This is a genomic window from Stutzerimonas stutzeri (genome assembly GCF_024448895.1).
Taxonomy (GTDB): Bacteria; Pseudomonadota; Gammaproteobacteria; order Pseudomonadales; family Pseudomonadaceae; genus Stutzerimonas; species Stutzerimonas stutzeri_Q.
Map to the genome: position 1 here is coordinate 1 of NZ_JAMOIC010000012.1, position 21,344 is coordinate 21,344.

A 21,344-nucleotide genomic window follows, 5' to 3' on the forward strand; every position below is an offset into this window, starting at 1 on the left:
TGACCGAAGCCACCAACAGTGCGAAACCACCACCCTGTCAGCCCGGCGTATTCTACTCGAATTCGCCTTCTGTGCAAGCCTTAAATTTCGCTAACTTCTTGATTTCCAAGAGGTTTTGCTCAAAGCCTGCGCCGGAGAAGGTGCGCATTATAGGCACTGGAATTCTCACGTCAACGCTTGTTTTCAGTTTTAGCGGATAAAGTTTTGCCGCGCCAACCAGCCTGAAGCATCACCAGCCGTTTCTGCACTGCTGGCAAACGAATAGATAGCAGAATCACGGCAATCGTTGTGTATAGACTCCAGCGGCCCGCATCGGAACGGACAACCCAAAGCATATGAATCAGAACCACAATCAACGTTGGGTAAATGATGCGGTGAAGCTTCTTCCAGCGCTTACCCAGCTTTCGCATGCTCCACCGAGTAGACGTTATGGCAAGCGCTAGCAGGCCTAAAAAAGCAACTGCACCGACCGCTATATACGGGCGATCAATCAGTTCTGTTGTGAAGCTGCCGAAATCCAGGCCTAAGAGGAAATACAGATACCCGCAGAGATGAATTACTGCGTACGCAAATGACCAGAGCCCCAGCTGTCGACGGAACGCAATCCACCCTGCCCACCCTGTCAGCTTCTGCAGAGGAGTCATGGCCAACGATCCGAGTAGCAGGACCAGCGCACCCTGACCCAAGTTATCGACTAACACCTTGCCAGGGTCAGGCCCTAGCGCATCGATCACACCTAAGTACAACCAATAGGCCGGCACGCTTGCCGCGCAGATGAAGAGTACAAACCTCAGCACGGGATGACGCATTAATAGTCCTTACTTAGATCCATCCCTGCATACAAGGTCGAAACCTCTTCCTCATAGCCATTGAACATGAGGGTTTCGCGAACGTTGGGACTGAATAGGCTGCCGGGCAACCGGCGCTCACGCGCCTGAGACCAACGCGGATGGGAAACCTTCGGGTTAACGTTGGCATAGAACCCATATTCCTGGGGAGCCATAGTTTCCCACGTTGTGGCAGGCTGCTCTTGGAGGAAGCTGATCCTGACGATGGACTTGATGCTCTTAAAGCCGTATTTCCATGGCACGACCAATCGCAGCGGCGCACCGTTCTGGTTCGGCAGAACGCGTCCATACATGCCGACAGCCATCAGACTTAGAGGATGCATCGCCTCATCGATCCTGAGTGCCTCCACGTACGGCCAATCGATCAGCGAGAAACCGGTACGCATTCCAGCCATTTCATCAGGGCGGGATAACGTTTCGAAACGGACAAATTTAGCGCTAGACGTAGGTTGCAGGCGACTAATCAGACCTGCTAGCGGGACACCTAACCACGGGATGACCATCGACCAGGCTTCGACACATCGCAGTCGATAAATGCGCTCTTCGAGCATCGACTCTGAGACGAGGTCTTCAAGCGAATACTGGCCCGGCTTGCCTACTTCGCCGTCGACGGTAACAACCCAGGGCTCAGTAGTCAGCTTATGGGCATTGCGCGCAGGATCGCCCTTATCGGGCCCGAATTCGTAGAAGTTGTTGTAATGGGTCGCATCGGCATAAGGCGTAACGTCTTCGCCCTCTACTGTGACCGCACCCCAGCGAGCCTGTGACAGCATTTTGCCTAACCATGCGGGACCATCTGCCGCATCGACACCAGGGTAGATACCGGCTTCGGCCTGCGCCATTGCAGGCAAGCCGAATGCTGCAGTGGACAACGCGGCCCCCTGCATAAACCTTCTGCGATTTAGATAAATGGCTTCCGGCGTTACCTCAGACTCAAGGCAATCACTGCGACGTGGCGTCTTGATCAACATGAGCTGCTCCGCTGTCTTGGCTCGCGAGAACTAGCACTAGACAGCGGATCAGCACAAAAATCAACTTTCGGCGCGTTTGCGGCGGCGCATCAGAAACTGGACTGGTCCTGAGACCGCATAGGCGAGGAAGATCAAGAGCAAAATACGTGGCGGGTCACTGAACACCACCGCGAAGACCAGAACAACAACCAAGATCGCCACGAAAGGTACTCGCCCCTTGAGATCCAGATCTTTGAAGCTGTAGTACTTGATGTTGCTGACCATCAGCAAACCAGCAGCGGCAACGAGCAGAGCGAACAGCATGATCACTGCCAGCGGAAGATCGTAGCCGTAGATTCCCGGCTCATCCAGAGCCCAAACCGCCCAGACTGAACCGGCTACCACACCCGCCGCTGCGGGGCTCGCCAGCCCAATGAACCATTTTTTGTCCACCTTGCCAATTTGCGTATTGAAGCGTGCAAGCCGCAGCGCAGCACAGGCAACGTAGATAAATGCCACCGTCAAACCGACGTTACCCAGGCTAGACAGCGCCCATTGATAGGCCAAAACTGCCGGAGCCAAACCAAAAGCCACCATATCGGACAGGGAATCGTATTCAGCGCCGAACGCACTTTGCGTGTTGGTGAGCCGTGCCACACGGCCATCCAGGCTATCGAGGACCATCGCAACGAAAACGGTCGCGGCAGCTACGTAGAAATTGCCATTGATGGCAGTGACGATACAAAAAAAGCCGGCAAACAGATTAGCGGTAGTGAATAGATTCGGGAGCAGATAGACGCCTCGGTGCCGAACTTTGCGACCTTCCGCGTCCTGGCTTTCTTCGATGTGCTCGTCGATCGGCAGAATACTTTCTGGCTCAATGGGCTTGTTCGGCTCTTCGGGATTCTCACTCATGCAATTCACCTACAGCAGGTTTGAATAATTTCGACAGGCACTGAAGCAGCACGTTCACCCCTGCCGACAGGCATCAATTTATAACAGAGACATGTGTCTAAAACGAAAGAACGCGGCCTAGGCCGCGTTCTTCTAGCAACAACCTGGTATCAGTTTTTGCTCTTGTCGACGATCTTGTTGGCAGCAATCCACGGCATCATGGAGCGCAGCTTTTCACCCACGACTTCAATCCCATGAGCGGCGTTGTTACGACGATATGCAGTCATCGACGGATAGTTCGCAGCACCCTCGGTGATGAACATCTTCGCGTATTCGCCGTCCTGAATGCGCTTGAGCGCATTGCGCATCGCTGCCCGAGACTCGGCGTTGATAACCTCTGGCCCCGTTACGTACTCGCCGTACTCCGCATTATTGGAGATCGAGTAGTTCATGTTGGCGATGCCGCCTTCGAACATCAGGTCGACGATCAGCTTGAGCTCGTGAAGGCATTCGAAGTAAGCCATTTCAGGGGCATAACCAGCCTCGACCAGCGTCTCGAAACCTGCCTTGACCAGCTCGACGCAACCGCCACACAGAACTGCCTGCTCGCCGAACAGATCGGTTTCAGTTTCGTCCTTGAAAGTGGTCTCGATGATACCAGTGCGACCGCCACCGACGCCCGAGGCGTACGACAGCGCAACATTCTTGGCGTTGCCGGACGCATCCTGATAGATCGCAATAAGGTCAGGAATACCGCCACCTTTGACGAACTCAGAGCGAACAGTGTGACCCGGCGCCTTTGGGGCGATCATGATGACGTCCAGGTCGGCACGCGGAACGACTTGATTGTAATGGATCGAAAAGCCATGCGCGAAGGCAAGGGTTGCGCCTTTCTTCAGGTTCGGTTCGATCTCATCGCGGTACAAATGACCCTGGAATTCATCGGGCGTCAGGATCATCACGATATCAGCAGCGGAAACAGCCGCGGCAACATTATCAACCTTGAGACCATGGGCTTCAGCTTTCGCAACCGATGGGGAGCCAGCACGCAGCCCGACAGTGACATCAACTCCGGAGTCTTTGAGGTTGCATGCATGGGCATGGCCTTGGGAGCCATAACCAATGATTGCGACTTTCTTGCCCTGGATGATGGAGAGGTCGCAATCTTTATCGTAGAAAACTTTCATGGAATTACCCCAGTTACTGGCCGTTCGGGCCATTCATTAAATCGTGTCAGATGCTGAGAACTTTGTCGCCGCGGGAGATACCCGTAACGCCGCTGCGCACCACTTCCAGAATCGATGTGGTACCGACAGCCTGGATGAAGCTGTCCAGCTTGTCGGTCGTACCTGCAAGCTGGATGGTGTACACGTTGGGCGTAACATCAACGATCTGCCCACGGAATATGTCGGTGGTGCGCTTCACTTCAGCGCGCTGGGCGCCGGTGGCCTTCACTTTGATCAGCATCAGCTCGCGCTCGATGTGAGCGCTTTCAGACAGATCAACCAGCTTAACCACTTCGATCAGTTTGTTGAGGTTCTTGGTAATCTGCTCGATCACCTCTTCGTGGCCAACGGTGGTCAGAGTCAGGCGCGACAGGGTTGGGTCTTCCGTCGGCGCCACAGTCAGGCTTTCAATGTTGTAGTTCCGCTGCGAGAACAGCCCGACCACACGAGACAAAGCGCCGGGCTCGTTTTCCATCAGCAGAGAAATGATGTGCCTCATAGTCAGGTCCGCTCCGTCTTGCTGAGCCACATGTCACGCATGGCGCCATCTTTGATCTGCATCGGGTAGACGTGCTCGCTGGTGTCGACCGCGATATCCATGAATACCAGACGGTCCTTCAAGGCAAAGGCCTCCTCAAGTTTCGGCCTGAGGTCTTTCAGCTCGGTGATGCGCATACCGACGTGGCCATATGCCTCAACCAGTTTGACGAAGTCAGGCAGGGATTCCATGTATGAGTGCGAATAGCGACTGTCGTACATCATGTCCTGCCACTGGCGGACCATGCCCAGCGCACCGTTGTTGAGGTTGATGATTTTCACTGGAAGGTCGTATTGCAGGCAGGTCGACAGCTCCTGAATGTTCATCTGAATACTGCCTTCACCGGTCACGCAGGCGACATCGGATTCAGGAAAGTTGAGCTTTGCGCCCATGGCACCAGGAAAGCCGAAGCCCATCGTGCCGAGACCGCCTGAGTTGAGCCAGCGGTTGGGCTTGTCGAACCGATAATACTGAGCTGCGAACATCTGATGCTGGCCAACGTCCGAAGCCACATAAGCCTCACCCCTGGTCACTTCGCACAGCATCTCGATGACCGCCTGCGGTTTGATGATGGTGCCGTCGCCCTTGTCATACGGGAACAGGCCGCGACTGCCGCGCCACTCCTCGATCTGCTTCCACCAGCTGGCAACGGTATCGGCGTTCGGCGTCTGGCCAATCTCCTTGACGATCGCGACCATCTCGGTGAGAACGCTGTCGACGGGCCCGACAATTGGAATGTCGGCCTTGATCGTTTTGGAAATGGAGGCCGGATCAATGTCAATGTGGATGATCTTGGCGTTCGGGCAGAACTTGGTCGCGCCGTTGATTACTCGATCATCGAAACGCGCGCCTACAGCAAGAATCACATCGGAATGATGCATGGCCAGGTTGGCCGTGTAACTGCCGTGCATACCTAGCATGCCGACGAACTGACGGTCGCTGCCCGGATAGCAGCCAAGGCCCATCAGGGTGTTCGTTACCGGAAGATTGAGCATCTTCGCCAACTCGGTGAGCTGCGATGAAGCACCGCCCATTATCACGCCGCCACCGGCGTAGATGATTGGCCGCTTAGCCGCCAGCAGCAACTCGGCAGCCTTGCGAATCTGGCCAGAATGACCACGTACAGCCGGGCTGTACGAGCGCAGCTTGGCCTTCTTCGGGTAGACGTACTCGAACTTTTCGGCTGGGTTGGTCATGTCTTTCGGAATGTCGACGACAACCGGGCCGGGACGGCCGGACTGAGCCAGATAGAACGCTTTTTTCATCACTTCGGGGATTTCCGAAGGATGCTTGATCATGAAGCTGTGCTTAACGATGGGCCGGGAGATACCGATCATGTCGGTCTCCTGGAAGGCGTCGGTGCCCACCATGTTGCTGGCAACCTGACCGGAGATCACTACCATAGGGATCGAATCCATATAGGCAGTTGCGATGCCGGTAATAGCATTGGTCGCGCCCGGGCCTGAGGTCACCAGCACCACGCCGGCCTTGCCGGTGGCACGGGCGTAACCGTCGGCCATGTGGGTAGCAGCCTGCTCGTGACGGACGAGGATGTGCGTAACTTCCTTTTCCTTGAACAGTGCATCGTAGATGTGCAGCAGGGCCCCACCGGGGTAGCCGTAGATGTACTTAACGCCTTCATCACGCAAAAAGCGGACGACCATTTCAGCGCCGGATAAAAGTTCCACGTTGTTCACCTCTAGAACGCCAGTAGCCGCCCCGCGTTGGACCGGCCAGAAATAGGTTTACTGCCAAGCAGCGCATGAGCGACGGTGGTCGCCGACTACGTCAGCTCTGTCAAAGCAAGTATTAGGAATGCCCCAAAGTGTTGCGGGGCGCCCCTCCCAGCGCGAGGTAACGCGTTGCGGGTGTTGCAAGTCGGCGCGGGTGTGCACCTCATGATTGATCGAAAGGCTCGCTTGCGGCGGCCCCTCAGAACAGCAAGCATGGAATTGTTCGGATTAGGCACAGCCAAGTCAAGCCCAGCGACGGAGTTCCAGCTCTTTGAGCTGTGATCCAGCGCAGAATGGCCTTGCTGGTCTTTTGCGTATAGTACCGCCTTGGTTCCGCCCCACAGAAGGGATTAGCATGCGTTTAACGATTCTCGCTGGCAGCTTGTTGCTTGCACTGAGCAGCAGTGCCATGGCCGGCCAGGTATACAAATGGGTGGATGCGCAGGGTGTCACTCACTTTGGTGCGCAACCACCGCAAGGCCAGGCTGCGCAGACACTGAATACTGCAACCCCACCGCCAAAGCCTGTCGAGACCGCGCCTGTTGGAGCAGCACTGACGGGTGAATCCGAACAGCGCGCAATAGACCAGAAGGTGAAGAAGCAGGTGGCAGAGCAACAAGCTGAGCGACAGCGCTACTGCACCACGTTGCGAACCAACTTGGCGCAACTACAGAACAATCCACGAGTTCGGGTTGAGGAAGAAGGCGAAATGCGAAGACTCAATGAAGAAGAACGCCAGGCACGAATCAGCGAAACCCAAAAGAAAATTGGTGATACCTGCGATTGATCCGGCCTACGCCCTCTTCACGGCCTGCAAATCAGCTCTCGCCTCCAAGAATCAAATCGTCGAATGCTTTGAGCGCGCTCAGCAGGCCGGACACTTGCCCCAGCCTGCCTTGATAGACCATTTCAGCCATCGCCAAAATGCCAGAAACGGTAGGCAGCGCTTCATCCCGCTCGAGTATGAGCTTCATCCGGGGCAAAAATATCCACTGCAACCATTCTTCGAAAGCCAACGTATCAACGCAGAAGGGCTCCTGGCTGGACAACGAGCGAGCATCCGGCGGTGATGCAGCCCATAACCCTTGAACCCGAAGCTCGCGCTCTATGAGCAACAACTGATCAGCCAGCGCAGATGATCGATGGTCCATCACATCGTGACCTTTGCTCGTTCGCGGGCCTGCGCAGCCCCCGCGGCATTGCCCTGACGTTCACGCGCCTGAGCGATCAGCTCCCACAAGCTCGCCTGCAAAGCGGGCCGGTCGCCGGCATAGCTCAAGCCTCGACGGGAAAGCTGCTCAGCCTGTACTGCATCACCTTGAGCAAGGCGCACCTGAGCGAGACGGTAAAGCACCTGAGGTTCCCGCGGAGCGATACGCTGGGCGCGCTCAAGACTCGATGCTGCACCGTTGAGATCGCCACCACCCTGCTGCTGTTGAGCTGTAGTCAGTAACGCCAGAACCGGGCCATCAAGGCGCTCATCGGCAGATAGGGTGCCCGAACTGGACGGAATTCCACTCGGCATCGATTGGCGCGGAGCTGGTGCTGGAGCAGGTGCGGAACTCTGAGCAGGCCCAGGAACCGGAGCACTCCATTGTTCACTTTCTGCCGGCGCCGGCACGGAAGACCCACTGAACCCGGCATCAGGTGCAGCGAAGGTCTGCAACGGCTCCGAACGCTGCTGCGGCACCATGACCATGACGCCAGAATCTTCACCGGCGGACTGCACCGGCGCAGCTGGCGATCCGCCAGAACGTGCAGCTTGTCGCGTCGATACCTCTTCTGAAACAGGCGCCCCCGAATCGACGACAGGTATCGCCCCACGCTTGACGGTCGCACAGCCCTGCACCAACAGTACTGCTGCCAGGACAATCATCCATTGCTTGCTCACTACTCGAACCTCATAGAAATTCCATTGAGCTGGCGCATCAAGGCAACCAGCCACGAACCCAATCCATCACCGATTCAGCCGGCGCCGGAATACCGCAGCCAGGACCAAGCGCAGGTTCACTGCCGCGAATGTACGGAATCTGCACCGCGTTTGGACAGTTGTCCGATGTTCCTTCGCCGGTCTGCGAGTCAACCCAAACCATCTCGACGTTCTCAGGCAATGTCGCCTGCAGCGGGAGCGGATCGGCACGGCGCATGAAGTCGCCCCATACCTGGAGCGCCCCGGTCGCGCCGGTGAGCGATGTCTTGCCGTTGTCGTCACGCCCCAACCAGACTACGGCCAGCAGATCCTGGCTGAATCCGGCGAACCAGCTATCCCGCGAGTCGTTGGTCGTTCCGGTCTTACCCGCCAGAGCTAATGACTTCGGCACGAAGTTGTAGGCCGAACGTCCGGTGCCTTCGAGCATGGCACGCTGCATCGCGTACTGGGTCAGATAAATCGCACCACCATCGAAACGCTGCTCGATCTTGAACGGATAGCGGCTAAGCGGCTCACCATCGGCCGCGACGACGCTCCTGATACCACGCAGCGGCGTATTGAAGCCGCCATTGGCAAGCGTTTGATACATACCGGCGACCTCAATCGGCCGCAACCCACCTGCGCCTAGCAACATCGACGGGTATGCCGGCCACTGAGGCGATGCGCCCAGCCGCTCGAGGGTTTTCAATACATGAGGCACACCGAGGTCGAGACCCAGGCGTGCTGTAGAAAGGTTGTACGAGTTGGCCAGTGCCTGATACAGGTAGACGGTACCGTGAGCCGTTCGCCCGTAATTGTGCGGCCTCCACACCTGACCGTCCGCGCCCTTGACGGAGAATGGCTCGTCCTCCAGAAGACTGGTAAGGGTGTACTGGCTGGGCTTTTCCAGCGCGGCAAGGTAGATAGCCGGTTTGATCAGCGAGCCGATAGGACGGGAAGCGTCCAACGCGCGATTGAACCCAGCGAATCCAGGCTGACGACTGCCAAGCATGGCCTGTAGCTCACCGGTTTCGGGGTTCGTGACCAGCATAGCGCCCTCCACTCCCTCCGCCGCTTTGCCGAGGCGCTTCAACGTCTCGGTCATGGCCGTTTCAGCCTTACGCTGCAGGATCGGATCGAAGCTTGTGAAAACCCGGAGGCCCTCTTCGGTCAGATCTTCGTCACGATATTCCTCGCGCAACTGCCGTTTGACCAGATCGAGAAACGCAGGATAGGAGCTGTCGGCAAGGCTACCCCGAGGCGTCACACCAAGCGGCGTCTTCTTGGCGGCGTCTGCCTGCTCGGGAGTCAGCACTTGCTGTTCGGCCAGAAGATCCAGCACGAGGTTACGCCGTTCCAGCGCCCGCTCCGGATTGCGCCTGGGGTTGTAATACGTGGGGCCTTTCACCATACCGACCAGCAGCGCAACGTGCTGGACATCGAGTTCGACGAGTGGCCGACCAAAGAAATACTGGCTCGCCAGCCCGAATCCGTGAATAGCGCGGCGACCGTCCTGACCTAGAAATACCTCATTGAGATAGGCCTCGAGGATTTCGGTCTTGCCATAGTGCAGTTCGAGCAGCACCGCCATCATCGCTTCAGTGGCCTTGCGAGTGAGGCTGCGCTCGTTGGTCAAGTAGAAATTCTTCACCAACTGCTGCGTGAGCGTGCTTCCGCCCTGCCGTACCGCGCCAGCCGTAAGGTTTACCCAGACCGCCCGGGCAATGGACTTGGGGGACACACCGAAGTGGTTAAAAAATTCTCGATCTTCAACAGCGACCAACGTTTCGACCAGATAAGGCGGAGCCTGGTCTAGCTTGATCAGAATGCGATCTTCGTTATGGGCCGGGTAAAGCCCGCCGATAGTCACAGGCTCAAGCCGCGCTACAGGTAGCGCTTCACCATTTGAACGCGTCAGACCGGCAACGAAGTCTCCGGAGAAGCGCACCCGAATGCGCTGCGACTCTTCGGCGCCCTCATAAAAGCGAAAACCACGGGTGTGCATTTCCACGACGTTGGCAGCGACGGACATGCTCCCAGGGCCGCTGACGCTTTTTTCGCGCCGATATCCGAGCGCATCGAGCTCAGTCAGGAAGTCGTCCTTATCGAGCTTCTGCCCGGAGAACAGCTCAAGCGGGCGCGCGTAGACAGTCGCGGGAATCGTCCAGCGCTTGCCGGAGAATTTTTCCTGCACCAGCGCATCGAGATAAATCGCCACGCCAGCGAGAAGCACGAGCGCGACAATGGAGAGTTTGATAACCCAACCTAACCAGGGGCGAGAGCCACCGGTACGGCGTTTGGAGCGGGAGCGAGGGGAGCGTGATTTAGTCATGGCGGCGCATTATACGCACTTTGATTTGCGCCGAAGACGGCCTCTTGGCGGTTTGCAGGCCTACCATGGATGGACATAATGGTGCGCTTTCTGACTGTGTGAACTGCCTCCCGAAGTGCTCACACACCCGTCCAACAAAATCCACAAGGAAAGACCGTGAGCCAAGCACTGATCGCCGCACTGCAGAATCCGGCCCTATACCCCCACCCGGTCGACGGATTCAGGATCATCGAGACCCACATCTCCTGGGTCATCCTAACCGGCACCCACGCGTACAAAATGAAGAAGCCTGTGAATTTCGGCTTTCTCGACTTCACTGATCTGTCGGCTCGAAAGCATTTCTGCGAGGAAGAGCTGCGGTTGAATCAACGCATGGCGCCGGACCTGTACCTCAAGGTTCTCCCTGTGACCGGCAGTGTCGAAGCGCCTAAGATTGATGGTCAGGGGGAGGCGATCGAATACCTGCTGCAGATGCGCGAATTCCCGCAGACTCAGCTTATGGCCGAAGTGCAGGCGCGCGGCGAACTGACTGACGCACATATCGACGCCCTCGCCGAGCAGATCGCGCAATTTCATCTGAGCATCCCACAGGTTCCCGCCGGTCACGCCTTGAACAGCGCTGAAGCGATAGTCGCGCCGATGCGGCAGAACTTCGAACAGATTCAGCCTCTGCTCACCGAGCAAGCGGACCTGCAGCAACTCGATGCCTTGATCGACTGGACCGAAACCAGCATTGCTCGCCTTCACCCCCTGCTCGAACAACGCAGCCAGCAAGGGTTCATTCGCGAGTGCCATGGCGATCTGCATCTGGGGAACGCCACCATTATCGAAGACAAGGTGGTGCTGTTCGATTGCATCGAATTCAACGAGCCCTTCCGCCTGATCGACATCGCATCTGATGCTGCATTTGTGGCGATGGACCTTGAAGATCGCGGCCTGAAGTGTCAGGCCCGACGCTTCATCAACGGCTGGCTCGAGCGTACTGGCGACTACTCCTCGCTCGAACTGCTCAATCTATACAAGGCCTATCGGGCTTTGGTCCGCGCCAAGGTCAGCCTGTTCCGGCTGCACCAGGAAGAAGATGCCGTACAGCGCCGGGTCATCCTTCGCCAGTACCGCAGTTATGCCAATCTGGCCGAAAGCTACAGTGCAATTCCGTCCCGCTTTCTTGCAATAACTCACGGCGTATCGGCGGTCGGCAAGAGCCAGGTAGCCCTGCGCCTGGTAGAAGCACTGGGCGCCATTCGCCTTCGCTCGGATGTCGAACGCAAGCGGCTCCACGGCGAACAATCCGCAACGCTCTCCAGCGAGGTCGATGCGGGCATCTACAGCGCTGAAGCAGGCGAGACCACATACCAGCGGTTGCATGCGATCGCCATGACCGCGCTCGGCGCTGGTTTCTCCGTAGTAATCGACGCAACATACCTCAAGCACCATTATCGCCAAGCTGCGTGGCAAGTCGCTGAGTCGACCGGCGTTCCCTTCATTATCCTCAGCTGTGAAGCCCCTGAAGCCGTGATCGAGCAGTGGCTAGCCCAACGTCAGGCAAGTGGCGGCGACCCTTCCGACGCAACAATGGAAGTGATAAAGGCTCAACAACGATCGCGCGAGCCACTCAGCGACAGCGAAAAGTTGCTCAACCGACAGATAGCTACACCTGACGCAGACAGCCTCGACGGCCTGGTAAGCGCGATTCGCCAGCGCCTTCCGGGGCTCTGATGGAGCGCCACCACGTCCCCAAATAGAGGCGGAGGTGGCGCTATTCGGACACCGTCGAGAGCAGAACTCGGAGGTGCTTCTATACTTGGAATGGTCTGTCAGCGGAAATCGACCATGCCACGCCTCGTTCTGCCGTTTCTTACTGTCGGCCACACGCCATGAGCGTGAGTGCCCTCTTCTCGATTCGCTCTGACGATTACGCTCAGTTCCGCCCAACCTATCCGGACGGTCTATTCGAGTGGTTAGCTGAACACTGTTCGGCGACGCGCTGCGTGCTTGATGTCGGTGCTGGAACCGGCCAGGCGAGTCTTCCTTTATCGACGCGGTTCGAGTTGGTGGTGGCATGCGACGCTAGCCCAGACCAATTATCAGGTGGCTCGGACTGGGCAACCGTGCAGCGATTCGCCGCAATGGCGGACAAGCTGCCGCTACGCGGTGAAGTCGCCGATCTGATGGTTGTAGCGCAGGCGTTGCACTGGTTCGCCACCCCGGACTTCTTCAGCGAAACGAAAAGAGTCCTCAAGCCTGATGGCCTGTTCTGCGCCTGGTGCTACAGCTTGCTCCGTATCGACCCTGAGATTGACGCTCTGATCGATCGTCTGCATGGCGATGTCCTTGCCGGCTACTGGCCTTCAGGCCGTGCCAGCGTCGACATGGGTTATCTCGACATCAAGCCTCCGTTCCAGACGATCGAGCTCCCCGCGTTCGCTATTGAAGCCCAATGGGACCTTGGTCAGTTGATGGGCTACTTTCGTACATGGTCTGCGGTGAAGCGCTGGCATCAAATACATGCCCGGGATCCGCTGAATCAGATCGCAGCTGAGCTCTCAGAGCTGTGGGGCAATCCGGAGCATGGCCGACTGGTTCGCTGGCCGCTTCACTTCATTGCCGGTTATCCCGGCCGTTAGGAGCAATCATGAACGACGAGCTGCTGACGTTGAGAAATCTCGGCAAGACATCCGCGCAATGGCTGCACGCATCGGGCATCCATACGGCCGACGACCTTAGGCGGCTCGGCGCGGTAAGCGCTTATCAAGCCGTAAAGTCACGAGGGTTCAGTGCGTCGCGCGTCCTGCTGTATGCGATAGAAGGCGCACTGCGCGACATCAATTGGAAGGAGCTTCCTGACACCCTGAAGACCGAGCTCAACCAGCACTTGGCAGGTTGCGACTATCGAGACAAGAGCTAGCTCACAACCTCCGATCGGCGAGATTTACTCCAGCCGAGCGCAGCCTTAATGTGAGCACGCGCATCGCTCCACCTTTGTGAGCCTGCTTGTCCAAGGATTGCAGTCATGTATTTACTCGGGGAACAACCGGCCTATGCCGAGCAATTGATCAATCGCCTGCAGGGTATCCCCGCGCAATTGCTAGAAGGCCTTGCACCTTCGGCGGCACCTATCGAACTGAAGGGCTCCGACGATCTGGCGGAGGATCTGCCCGAGCAGCACCTGTTCATCATCGAGAGCGGGCTGCTGCACGCGTTGGTTGATGACCGGCCTCTTTTCTATATGCAGGAAGGGGATCTCCTGGGGTTGCGCCAGGGAATCGAGCTGCCGCTGTGCCGCTATCGCAGCGATGAGTCAATTCGCGTGGTTCCATACTCCAGAAGCATGGTGTTTCAGCATATCCATGCGGATCCGCGCAAGCAGGAACTCTTCACCCAGTATTTGATTGGCCAGACTGCGCTGCTCTCCGACGCATTGGCGCGGATCAAACAACCCGAGATCCACCCAACCACGGGCTTCCAGCATTTTGCGGCTGGCGATGAGCTCATCCGTCAGGGCGACGATGCTGACAACGTGTTCATCATTATCGAAGGCCATGCCGAAGCGCTCGTAGACGGCCAAAAGGTCGGCGATGTTCAGCGTGACGAGATTTTCGGCGCCATGGCCGTGTTCACCCAGGAGAAGCGGAGCGCCACTGTCGTCGCCACGGCGCCCTGTACCGTCATGCTGATTCCCAAAGATCAATTCCTCGGCCTGATGCAAAGTAATCCGAAGATCGCTCACAGCCTGATCGAAAGCATGGCTCGACGTATCGACCTGTTGAACAAGGAAGTGACCAAGCTCCGGCTACCCCTTTCCGCGTGAGCTAAAGCCGTTAAAACCAGTCTGGATCTTTTTTCAAATCAGCCGTTGACTAACGAATGAGAATTGTTATTATTAGCACCACTGGTCGCGAGATCAGTTGGTAAGCTGGAAGACCAGGCAGTCGGACTTTCAGGTTATCTCCTCATCAGGCTAATCACGGTTTTGACCCGGCTCTTGCCGGGTCTTTTTTTGCCCATGAAAAAGTCATCCGACACTCTGTTGGCGCAACCTCATTTGCTCTGCTCGCGAAACGCGGCGCAATGGTCTTGCTGGTGTTGGGCAGGGGTAAACCACACATAATCGGCCTGCGACGCCTGTAGCATCTCACCGACTTCAGCGAGTATCAGTATCTTGGTGCCCGCCTCACGGCCTCTGTTCGCCAAATGCAGAGGCACACCTAGATCACGCCGGACATGAAACGCGCCGGCGAGCAAGACCGCAGGCTTGAGTGCGGCATCCAGTTGCTCAGCCATTCTACGATCACGCTGCTGTTGCACAGCCAGCATGGCCGGTAATTGCGCCTCGGGAAGCATGCCGCAGTGAGATATCCGAATCTGTTCCATCAACGGCTCCTGGACGGCAGTCCTGGCCGCCGCACCTTTCAATTCGGGAACGCTTCGATAGATGCTCATGATTTCATCGCGGTCAAGATTCGCCGACAGCAATGAATACGGTTGCGCCAGCGCGTACTCAACCACTGGCCTGTAGAGCTCCCACACCCACCCCTTTTGCCATTCCAGATCAGCGGGCAAATCGCTTGGCCAGCGCCCACCTTTGATTGACATCTGAACCTGCTGCACCTGCATCTGCTGATCAGGATTGAGCATCTCCATCAGCAAACTCCCTTGCTCACGGCGCTGCGCCAGCGCCTGGAGCAGCCATAACTGCAGGGCATGATGATCCGGGTTGTCGTGACGCTCACCAATGAGTAGCCGGTCAGCATCAGCCAAATCATCGACAAGGTGTTTAACCGGAATTCGCTCACCGCTTCGTAAATCGACGATCGATCCCAGATCAGCGTGATCTCGCCCATCCGGGCTCTGCCAGGGCGGTAACGGCGGCGTCGAATGACAAGCGGCGAGCAGGATCGTGATAATGAACATGAGTAATCGCACCAGAAGCTCCTCGACCTACCTTGAGCGCATGATGATCCGCCTGAGGGCCTGATGGATCAACACAGTAGGCCCGCAATCGAAACAGGTGACAGTGCCTAGCTACAAGGGCGCTGGGTGCCCTTGCAAAGGCGAGCAACGGGCTTGAGTGAAGTAAATAATGTCGCAGCCATCTGTGGCGCTAGGAAACCGCACCTGGATTGAGGAAGGTCAGATGATTCGATTGTGCAACTCAAACGAGGTGGGTGAAGGCCAGAGCAAGGGATTTGAATCAGGCGGGACGCAAATACTGACAGTACGCAAAGATGGCAAGCTGTACGTCTATCTGAATCGGTGCCCGCACCGGGGCATTGCGCTGGAGTGGTTGCCGGATCAATTTCTCGACAGCAGCGGCTGTCTTATCCAATGCGCAACACACGGCGCGCTATTTCTTATCGAAAGCGGTGAATGCGTCGCCGGCCCCTGCGCTGGCGACTTTCTACAAGAGCTGCCGAGCATAGAGCGCGACGGCATCATCTGGTTGCAAAAGCTCGATTAGTGCGACGTTGCGACCGGGCGACGATTTGCCTCCTTGGGTATCATGCGGCCACTGCTATTTGTGAGATGACCATGCGCCGTTTGCTGAGTCTGCTAATTCTGCTCTTTACCCTTCCCGCTGCCGCGGGGTTGTTCGACAGCCGTCCCAGCTCTGCGCTAGGCGGATTGAACAATTCTGCTGACTTTCTGCCGGTCCGTGAGGCGTTTCGCCTGGCCGTAATGGATACGACGCCGGAGCAGGTCACACTGCGATTCGTCGCTGCGGAGGGGTACTACCTCTACCGTCACCGCTTCCAGTTCAAAACCAGCGGCGCCGATGTGGTACTCGCAGAGGCCAAGCTCCCTGCAGGCGAACAGAAGACCGACGACTACTTCGGCGAAGTGGAGGTCTATTACGGCATCCTCGACGTCGAACTGCCGGTACAGAATCCAGACGCTCAGCCCTTCACACTGCAGGTCACCTACCAGGGCTGTGCCGACAAGGGCCTCTGCTATCCACCTGAAACCGAAACATTCGATATCGGCGGCGCACCGGCCTCCGCAGCTACTGCAACTTCCCCCCAGAGCGCGGCTGGAGAAAACAGCTCGCTCTCTTGGCGTTCAGTTGCCCTCTTCTTCCTTGCTGGGCTGGGCCTGACATTCACTCCCTGCGTTTTGCCCATGCTGCCAATTCTGTCAGGCGTCGTGCTTCGCGGGCAGATTGGCGGTACGCGCAGTTTCCTGCTGTCGCTTGCCTATGTGCTACCGATGGCTGGCGGCTTCGCCTTGCTGGGCGCGCTCATGGGCGTATTTGGCGCTGAGTTGAATCTGCAGGCACGTCTTCAGTCTCCGTGGGTGCTAGTGCCTTTCGCCTTGTTTTTCGTTGCCTTCGCCATGGCTATGTTCGGCCTGTTCGAACTGCGACTGCCTCAAGCAATGGGCTATCGCCTGGAACGCATTGCTGGCAGGGCCAAAGGCGGTTCGTTCATGGGCGCGGCACTGCTGGGCACCGTTTCCAGCCTGCTTGTGTCCCCCTGCGTTTCAGCGCCGCTTGCAGGCGCACTGCTCTATATAAGCGCAAGCGGAGATGCCCTGGGCGGGGGCCTGAAGCTGTTTGCACTCGGCCTCGGGATGGGTACGCCGCTGGTTCTGTTCGCCGTCGGCGGAGGTGCGCTACTGCCCAAAAGCGGCCCCTGGATGGTCGCTGTACGCAATGTTTTCGGCGTCATGCTGCTAGCAGTGGCCGTCTGGATGCTCGAACGTGTCCTGGCAGGACCGCTGGCGCTGGCGCTGTGGGGCTTGCTCGCCGCTGGCACGGCACTGTTTCTTGGCACGCTGGAATTCGACCAGAAGACGGCACGACAGAAACTGGCGCAGCTACTCGGCCTCGCATTACTGGTTTATGCGCTTGCAGCATGGGTCGGCGCGTTACAGGGTGGCTCCGATCCGTTGCGCCCGCTGCCTCGCTCAGCTCAAGTCAATGGCGATGCGAGCAGCGTAGCCGAGGACTGGCATACGGTATCCACGCCCGCTGAGCTCGAACGGCAACTTAGCGCGGCTCGGGCTGCAGGCGAGCCACTCATGCTCGACTGGTATGCCGACTGGTGCATCAGCTGCAAAGTGATCGAACGTGAAGTTTTTGCCGCTCCGGCTGTTGCACCTCGGCTTGCCGATTACCGCTTGATTCGCTTCGACATCACTGAAAGCAACGCCGAACAACGCGCGCTTCTCGATCACTACAAGCTTTTTGGGCCGCCCGCGGTGCTGTTTTTCGATCGCGCCGGCCAGGAGATGGCCGAGATCCGGGTCGTCGGAGAAATAGATGCAAGACAGTTCGGTGAGCGTCTGGACCGTGCCGACTCATTTTTGTAGATCATTCCCTGTCGCAATCTCCAGTCATAATGTCGACATTTACGCCGATTAATACATGACTGGACAGTCAGCCCCTGCTTCGGGCATAGTTTTTCCCCTCACCGACCGGCCGCCCTGCGGACGCCGTCCGGATAGAACAACAAGGAATACTCATGTCGACGTTTCTGGTCCTTCACGGCCCGAATCTCAATTTGCTCGGCACTCGCGAGCCGGGCGTCTATGGCGCAGTCACGCTGGCCCAGATCAATCAGGATCTGGAGCAGCGAGCGCGTGATGCCGGCCATCACTTGTTGCACCTGCAGTCCAACGCCGAGTACGAATTGATCGAACGCATCCATGCGGCACGCAGCGAAGGCGTGGACTTCATTCTGATCAATCCGGCCGCATTTACACATACCAGTGTCGCGCTACGTGACGCGCTGCTGGCAGTGAGCATCCCATTCATCGAAGTGCATCTTTCAAACGTGCACAAGCGTGAACCTTTCCGCCATCACTCCTACTTTTCAGATGTCGCGGTAGGGGTGATCTGCGGCCTTGGCGCCAGCGGCTATCGCCTGGCATTGGAGGCCGCCCTGGAACAACTCGCTGCTTCCTGACAGGACCGCGCGATACGCGCCCCGCCTGGAATGAGCAGTAATCCCTTTGAACTTACGTGGGAGTCACCGCTTCATGGATATTCGCAAAGTCAAGAAACTGATCGAACTGCTGGAAGAGTCCGGTATCGACGAACTTGAAATTCACGAAGGTGAAGAGTCCGTCCGCATCAGCCGTCACAGCAAGCAGGTTGCAATGCAGCAACCTTATTATGCTCAGGCGCCCATGCCCGCTCCTGCAGCTGCTCCCGCCGCCGCACCGGCCGCTGATGCTGCACCTGCGCAGCCCAAGCTCAACGGCACCGTAGTCCGCTCGCCGATGGTCGGCACTTTCTACCGTGCCTCGTCACCGGAAGCTGCGAACTTCGTCGAAGTGGGGCAGAGCGTCAAGAAAGGCGACATCCTGTGCATCGTTGAAGCGATGAAGATGATGAACCACATTGAAGCCGAAACCAGCGGCACCATCGAATCCATCCTGGTGGAGAATGGTCAGCCGGTCGAATACGACCAGCCGCTGTTCACCATCGTTTGAACCGCGGAGAGCCAGCGATGTTGGAAAAAGTACTGATCGCAAACCGCGGTGAAATCGCCCTGCGGATATTGCGAGCCTGCAAGGAGCTGGGAATCAAGACCGTCGCGGTTCACTCCACTGCCGATCGGGAATTGATGCACTTGGCCCTCGCCGACGAGTCCGTCTGCATCGGACCGGCACTCGCGACCAATTCTTACCTGCACATCCCGTCGATCATTGCCGCAGCGGAAGTGACAGGTGCCACCGCTATTCATCCGGGCTACGGCTTCCTGGCTGAAAATGCCGACTTCGCCGAGCAAGTCGAAAAGTCCGGTTTCGCCTTCGTGGGTCCAAGGGCTGACACTATCCGCCTGATGGGAGACAAGGTTTCGGCCAAGGACGCCATGATCAAGGCCGGCGTTCCTGTGGTGCCTGGGTCCGACGGCCCGCTTCCCGAAGATGAGGCAGAAGCCCTACGCATTGCCCGTGAAGTCGGCTATCCGGTGATCATCAAGGCTGCCGGTGGTGGCGGTGGTCGCGGCATGCGTGTGGTTCATCACGAGGAAGATCTGATCAAGTCGGCCAAGCTGACCCGCACCGAAGCTGGCGCGGCGTTTGGCAACCCGATGGTCTACCTTGAAAAGTTTCTCGGTAATCCGCGTCACGTGGAAGTCCAAGTGCTTTCCGACGGTCAGGGTAACGCGATCCACTTGGGTGATCGGGACTGCTCGCTGCAGCGTCGGCATCAGAAGGTTCTGGAGGAAGCGCCAGCTCCCTACATCGATGACAAAGCGCGCGCTGAGGTCCTCAAGCGCTGCACTGACGCCTGCGTCGAGATCGGCTACCGTGGTGCGGGTACATTCGAGTTCCTTTATGAGGACGGTCGCTTCTATTTCATCGAAATGAACACCCGCGTGCAGGTTGAGCATCCAGTGACGGAAATGGTCACCGGTGTCGACATCGTCAAGGAAATGCTGAGCATCGCAGCAGGCAACAAGCTGTCGATCAAACAGGAAGACGTAGTGATCCGCGGCCATTCGCTGGAATGCCGGATCAACGCCGAAGATCCGTCAACCTTCTTGCCCAGCCCAGGCAAGGTCAAGCATTTCCATGCACCTGGCGGTAACGGGGTACGGGTAGACTCTCATCTTTACAGCGGCTACTCGGTTCCGCCGAACTACGACTCTCTCATTGGCAAGCTGATCACCTATGGCGCTACGCGTGAAGAAGCCATGGTGCGGATGCGCAACGCGCTGGACGAGATCGTCGTTGATGGCATCAAGACCAATATCCCGCTACATCGGGATCTGGTTCGCGATGAAGGCTTCTGCAAGGGTGGCGTGAATATCCATTACCTGGAAAAGAAACTGGGTATGGACAAGCACTGATTCAGTGCTGACTGAACGAGGGCTGCCGATGGCAGCCCTCGTCGTTTCCGGGGCGACCAATGTTGGAAGACCGTGCTCTGGCACAGTAAGCTTGCATTCCTTGCTCGCCTGAGCGGTCGTCACTTTTCACGAGGCACCCATGTCCTGGCTACAACTTCGTCTCGCCATCGCACCGGAACAGGCCGAAGCCCTTGAAGACGCCTTGCTGGGCGTCGGTGCGGTATCAGTGACCTTCATGGACGCAGAGGATCAGCCAATCTTCGAGCCCGACCTGGGCACCACACCGCTTTGGTCACATACCCACTTGCTAGCACTGTTCGAAGGCGACGTTGACGAGGCCGATCTCCTTGCACACCTGGAGTTGCTGGTCCAAGGCGACCTGCCGAACTATCAGCTGGAACACATCGAGGATCAGGATTGGGAACGCAGCTGGATGGATAACTTCCACCCGATGCGCTTCGGCCGTCGACTGTGGATCGTTCCAAGTTGGCATTCGGCTCCCGAGCCAAATGCGGTAAATCTGCTACTTGATCCCGGTCTGGCCTTCGGCACAGGCACACACCCCACTACTGCTTTGTGCCTGGAATGGCTGGACGCACAGCCGCTGAATGGCCTGGAGGTGCTGGATTTCGGCTGCGGGTCTGGCATTCTCGCCATCGCCGCGCTGCTCCTTGGCGCCAGACAGGCGACGGGGACCGATATTGACGTTCAAGCAATCGAGGCCTCGCGAGATAACGCTGGCCGCAATGGCATCGAGCCTGCACGCTTCCCGCTCTATCTGCCCGAGCAGCTCCCGGATGGCCAGGCCGACGTAGTGGTCGCCAATATCCTCGCCGGCCCGCTAGTCGCCCTGGCGCCAAAGATCATCGAGCGAGTCAAGCCAGGCGGACGCCTGGCGCTTTCGGGGATTCTGGCCGAGCAGGCCGAGGAGGTCCGTGCGGCCTACGCGGACCGCTTCGACCTCGACCCAACCGCCGAGAAAGACGGCTGGGTTCGAATTACCGGCGTTCGGCGAAGCTGAACGGCGATTGAGCAGCACTAGCGATCCCTAGCCTTCGTGACTGCCGCTGATCGCCGCGCTTGCGCTAGACTACGGGCATTTGCGCCGGAC

The 21,344-nt window shown here is 57.7% G+C and carries 21 protein-coding genes; 11 read left to right on the forward strand and 10 right to left on the reverse strand.

Going from position 1 to position 21,344, the window contains the following annotated elements:
• Window positions 1–170: 170 nt before the first annotated feature.
• The 6 genes from msrQ to NA619_RS14925 form a co-directional block, all read right to left on the reverse strand.
• Entirely contained in the window at window positions 171–809 is a 639-nt protein-coding gene (msrQ, locus tag NA619_RS14900; protein ID WP_255962631.1) for a protein-methionine-sulfoxide reductase heme-binding subunit MsrQ, read from the reverse strand.
• Complete coding sequence (msrP, locus tag NA619_RS14905) at window positions 809–1,819, reverse strand: protein-methionine-sulfoxide reductase catalytic subunit MsrP (RefSeq protein ID WP_255962632.1); 1,011 nt, start codon at window positions 1,817–1,819, stop codon at window positions 809–811. The genes msrQ and msrP overlap by 1 nt, the downstream gene beginning before the upstream one ends.
• 60 nt (window positions 1,820–1,879) lie before the next feature.
• The gene (gene pssA / locus NA619_RS14910; protein WP_255962633.1) at window positions 1,880–2,713 is read right to left on the reverse strand and encodes a CDP-diacylglycerol--serine O-phosphatidyltransferase; all 834 of its coding nucleotides are present in this window, start codon (window positions 2,711–2,713) and stop codon (window positions 1,880–1,882) included.
• A gap of 149 nt (window positions 2,714–2,862) precedes the next feature.
• Window positions 2,863–3,879: a ketol-acid reductoisomerase gene (ilvC, locus tag NA619_RS14915; protein ID WP_255962634.1), complete on the reverse strand. Its 1,017-nt coding sequence runs from the start codon at window positions 3,877–3,879 to the stop codon at window positions 2,863–2,865.
• 46 nt (window positions 3,880–3,925) lie between these two features.
• The gene (ilvN, locus tag NA619_RS14920) at window positions 3,926–4,417 is read right to left on the reverse strand and encodes an acetolactate synthase small subunit (RefSeq protein WP_222909255.1); all 492 of its coding nucleotides are present in this window, start codon (window positions 4,415–4,417) and stop codon (window positions 3,926–3,928) included.
• Between the two features lie 2 nt (window positions 4,418–4,419).
• On the reverse strand, window positions 4,420–6,144 hold the full coding sequence (locus NA619_RS14925; protein ID WP_255962635.1) for an acetolactate synthase 3 large subunit: 1,725 nt from the start codon (window positions 6,142–6,144) through the stop codon (window positions 4,420–4,422).
• A 400-nt stretch (window positions 6,145–6,544) separates the two neighbouring features.
• Between NA619_RS14925 and NA619_RS14930 the strand changes: the two genes are divergently transcribed.
• A complete protein-coding gene (locus NA619_RS14930) occupies window positions 6,545–6,976 on the forward strand; it encodes a DUF4124 domain-containing protein (RefSeq protein WP_255962636.1) in 432 nt (143 codons plus the stop codon).
• A 31-nt stretch (window positions 6,977–7,007) separates the two neighbouring features.
• On the opposite strand, the gene NA619_RS14935 is transcribed toward NA619_RS14930, so the two are convergent.
• The 3 genes from NA619_RS14935 to mrcB are packed head-to-tail and all read right to left on the reverse strand — an operon-like array spanning window position 7,008 to window position 10,430.
• Entirely contained in the window at window positions 7,008–7,340 is a 333-nt protein-coding gene (locus NA619_RS14935; RefSeq protein WP_255962637.1) for a YqcC family protein, read from the reverse strand.
• On the reverse strand, window positions 7,340–8,065 hold the full coding sequence (locus tag NA619_RS14940) for a tetratricopeptide repeat protein (protein ID WP_255962777.1): 726 nt from the start codon (window positions 8,063–8,065) through the stop codon (window positions 7,340–7,342). Before NA619_RS14940 ends, NA619_RS14935 begins: the two co-directional genes overlap by 1 nt.
• Before the next feature lie 52 nt (window positions 8,066–8,117).
• Window positions 8,118–10,430, reverse strand: coding sequence for a penicillin-binding protein 1B (mrcB, locus tag NA619_RS14945; protein ID WP_255962638.1), 2,313 nt, complete (start codon window positions 10,428–10,430; stop codon window positions 8,118–8,120).
• Window positions 10,431–10,586: 156 nt separating this feature from the next.
• Here mrcB and NA619_RS14950 point away from each other — a divergent pair, with 156 nt between their 5' ends.
• From NA619_RS14950 to NA619_RS14965, 4 genes are all read left to right on the forward strand, one after another.
• The gene (locus NA619_RS14950) at window positions 10,587–12,149 is read left to right on the forward strand and encodes an AAA family ATPase (RefSeq protein WP_255962639.1); all 1,563 of its coding nucleotides are present in this window, start codon (window positions 10,587–10,589) and stop codon (window positions 12,147–12,149) included.
• 158 nt (window positions 12,150–12,307) lie between these two features.
• Window positions 12,308–13,057 (forward strand): class I SAM-dependent methyltransferase, encoded by a 750-nt coding sequence (locus tag NA619_RS14955; RefSeq protein ID WP_255962640.1) that lies wholly within the window; start codon window positions 12,308–12,310, stop codon window positions 13,055–13,057.
• 8 nt (window positions 13,058–13,065) lie between these two features.
• Window positions 13,066–13,338: a TfoX/Sxy family protein gene (locus tag NA619_RS14960; protein ID WP_255962641.1), complete on the forward strand. Its 273-nt coding sequence runs from the start codon at window positions 13,066–13,068 to the stop codon at window positions 13,336–13,338.
• A 105-nt stretch (window positions 13,339–13,443) separates the two neighbouring features.
• The gene (locus tag NA619_RS14965; protein WP_255962642.1) at window positions 13,444–14,241 is read left to right on the forward strand and encodes a cyclic nucleotide-binding domain-containing protein; all 798 of its coding nucleotides are present in this window, start codon (window positions 13,444–13,446) and stop codon (window positions 14,239–14,241) included.
• A 230-nt stretch (window positions 14,242–14,471) separates the two neighbouring features.
• Here the strand turns inward: NA619_RS14965 and NA619_RS14970 are convergent, their stop codons facing one another.
• Window positions 14,472–15,356: a ChaN family lipoprotein gene (locus NA619_RS14970; protein WP_255962643.1), complete on the reverse strand. Its 885-nt coding sequence runs from the start codon at window positions 15,354–15,356 to the stop codon at window positions 14,472–14,474.
• Window positions 15,357–15,567: 211 nt separating this feature from the next.
• On the opposite strand from NA619_RS14970, the gene NA619_RS14975 reads away from it, so the two are divergent.
• The 6 genes from NA619_RS14975 to prmA all read left to right on the forward strand — a co-directional run bounded on the left by NA619_RS14975 (window position 15,568) and on the right by prmA (window position 21,254).
• Window positions 15,568–15,891 carry a Rieske (2Fe-2S) protein gene (locus tag NA619_RS14975; RefSeq protein WP_255962778.1) on the forward strand — a complete coding sequence of 108 codons (324 nt, stop codon included), beginning with the start codon at window positions 15,568–15,570 and terminating at the stop codon, window positions 15,889–15,891.
• Window positions 15,892–15,962: 71 nt separating this feature from the next.
• Entirely contained in the window at window positions 15,963–17,741 is a 1,779-nt protein-coding gene (locus NA619_RS14980) for a protein-disulfide reductase DsbD (protein ID WP_255962644.1), read from the forward strand.
• A 152-nt stretch (window positions 17,742–17,893) separates the two neighbouring features.
• Window positions 17,894–18,337: a type II 3-dehydroquinate dehydratase gene (gene aroQ, locus NA619_RS14985; RefSeq protein WP_255962645.1), complete on the forward strand. Its 444-nt coding sequence runs from the start codon at window positions 17,894–17,896 to the stop codon at window positions 18,335–18,337.
• Window positions 18,338–18,410: 73 nt separating this feature from the next.
• Complete coding sequence (accB, locus tag NA619_RS14990; protein ID WP_255962646.1) at window positions 18,411–18,866, forward strand: acetyl-CoA carboxylase biotin carboxyl carrier protein; 456 nt, start codon at window positions 18,411–18,413, stop codon at window positions 18,864–18,866.
• A gap of 17 nt (window positions 18,867–18,883) precedes the next feature.
• Window positions 18,884–20,233 carry an acetyl-CoA carboxylase biotin carboxylase subunit gene (accC, locus tag NA619_RS14995; RefSeq protein WP_255962647.1) on the forward strand — a complete coding sequence of 450 codons (1,350 nt, stop codon included), beginning with the start codon at window positions 18,884–18,886 and terminating at the stop codon, window positions 20,231–20,233.
• Between the two features lie 139 nt (window positions 20,234–20,372).
• Window positions 20,373–21,254 (forward strand): 50S ribosomal protein L11 methyltransferase, encoded by an 882-nt coding sequence (prmA, locus tag NA619_RS15000; RefSeq protein WP_255962648.1) that lies wholly within the window; start codon window positions 20,373–20,375, stop codon window positions 21,252–21,254.
• Window positions 21,255–21,344 lie beyond the last annotated feature (90 nt).

Bases quoted from the DNA above. Each gene is read 5' to 3' on its own strand.
- msrQ (WP_255962631.1), bottom strand. From the start codon at position 809: ATGCGTCATCCCGTGCTGAGGTTTGTACTCTTCATCTGCGCGGCAAGC.
- msrP (WP_255962632.1), bottom strand. From the start codon at position 1,819: ATGTTGATCAAGACGCCACGTCGCAGTGATTGCCTTGAGTCTGAGGTA.
- pssA (WP_255962633.1), bottom strand. From the start codon at position 2,713: ATGAGTGAGAATCCCGAAGAGCCGAACAAGCCCATTGAGCCAGAAAGT.
- ilvC (WP_255962634.1), bottom strand. From the start codon at position 3,879: ATGAAAGTTTTCTACGATAAAGATTGCGACCTCTCCATCATCCAGGGC.
- ilvN (WP_222909255.1), bottom strand. From the start codon at position 4,417: ATGAGGCACATCATTTCTCTGCTGATGGAAAACGAGCCCGGCGCTTTG.
- NA619_RS14930 (WP_255962636.1), top strand. From the start codon at position 6,545: ATGCGTTTAACGATTCTCGCTGGCAGCTTGTTGCTTGCACTGAGCAGC.
- NA619_RS14935 (WP_255962637.1), bottom strand. From the start codon at position 7,340: ATGGACCATCGATCATCTGCGCTGGCTGATCAGTTGTTGCTCATAGAG.
- NA619_RS14940 (WP_255962777.1), bottom strand. From the start codon at position 8,065: ATGATTGTCCTGGCAGCAGTACTGTTGGTGCAGGGCTGTGCGACCGTC.
- mrcB (WP_255962638.1), bottom strand. From the start codon at position 10,430: ATGACTAAATCACGCTCCCCTCGCTCCCGCTCCAAACGCCGTACCGGT.
- NA619_RS14955 (WP_255962640.1), top strand. From the start codon at position 12,308: ATGAGCGTGAGTGCCCTCTTCTCGATTCGCTCTGACGATTACGCTCAG.
- NA619_RS14960 (WP_255962641.1), top strand. From the start codon at position 13,066: ATGAACGACGAGCTGCTGACGTTGAGAAATCTCGGCAAGACATCCGCG.
- NA619_RS14965 (WP_255962642.1), top strand. From the start codon at position 13,444: ATGTATTTACTCGGGGAACAACCGGCCTATGCCGAGCAATTGATCAAT.
- NA619_RS14975 (WP_255962778.1), top strand. From the start codon at position 15,568: ATGATTCGATTGTGCAACTCAAACGAGGTGGGTGAAGGCCAGAGCAAG.
- NA619_RS14980 (WP_255962644.1), top strand. From the start codon at position 15,963: ATGCGCCGTTTGCTGAGTCTGCTAATTCTGCTCTTTACCCTTCCCGCT.
- aroQ (WP_255962645.1), top strand. From the start codon at position 17,894: ATGTCGACGTTTCTGGTCCTTCACGGCCCGAATCTCAATTTGCTCGGC.
- accB (WP_255962646.1), top strand. From the start codon at position 18,411: ATGGATATTCGCAAAGTCAAGAAACTGATCGAACTGCTGGAAGAGTCC.
- accC (WP_255962647.1), top strand. From the start codon at position 18,884: ATGTTGGAAAAAGTACTGATCGCAAACCGCGGTGAAATCGCCCTGCGG.
- prmA (WP_255962648.1), top strand. From the start codon at position 20,373: ATGTCCTGGCTACAACTTCGTCTCGCCATCGCACCGGAACAGGCCGAA.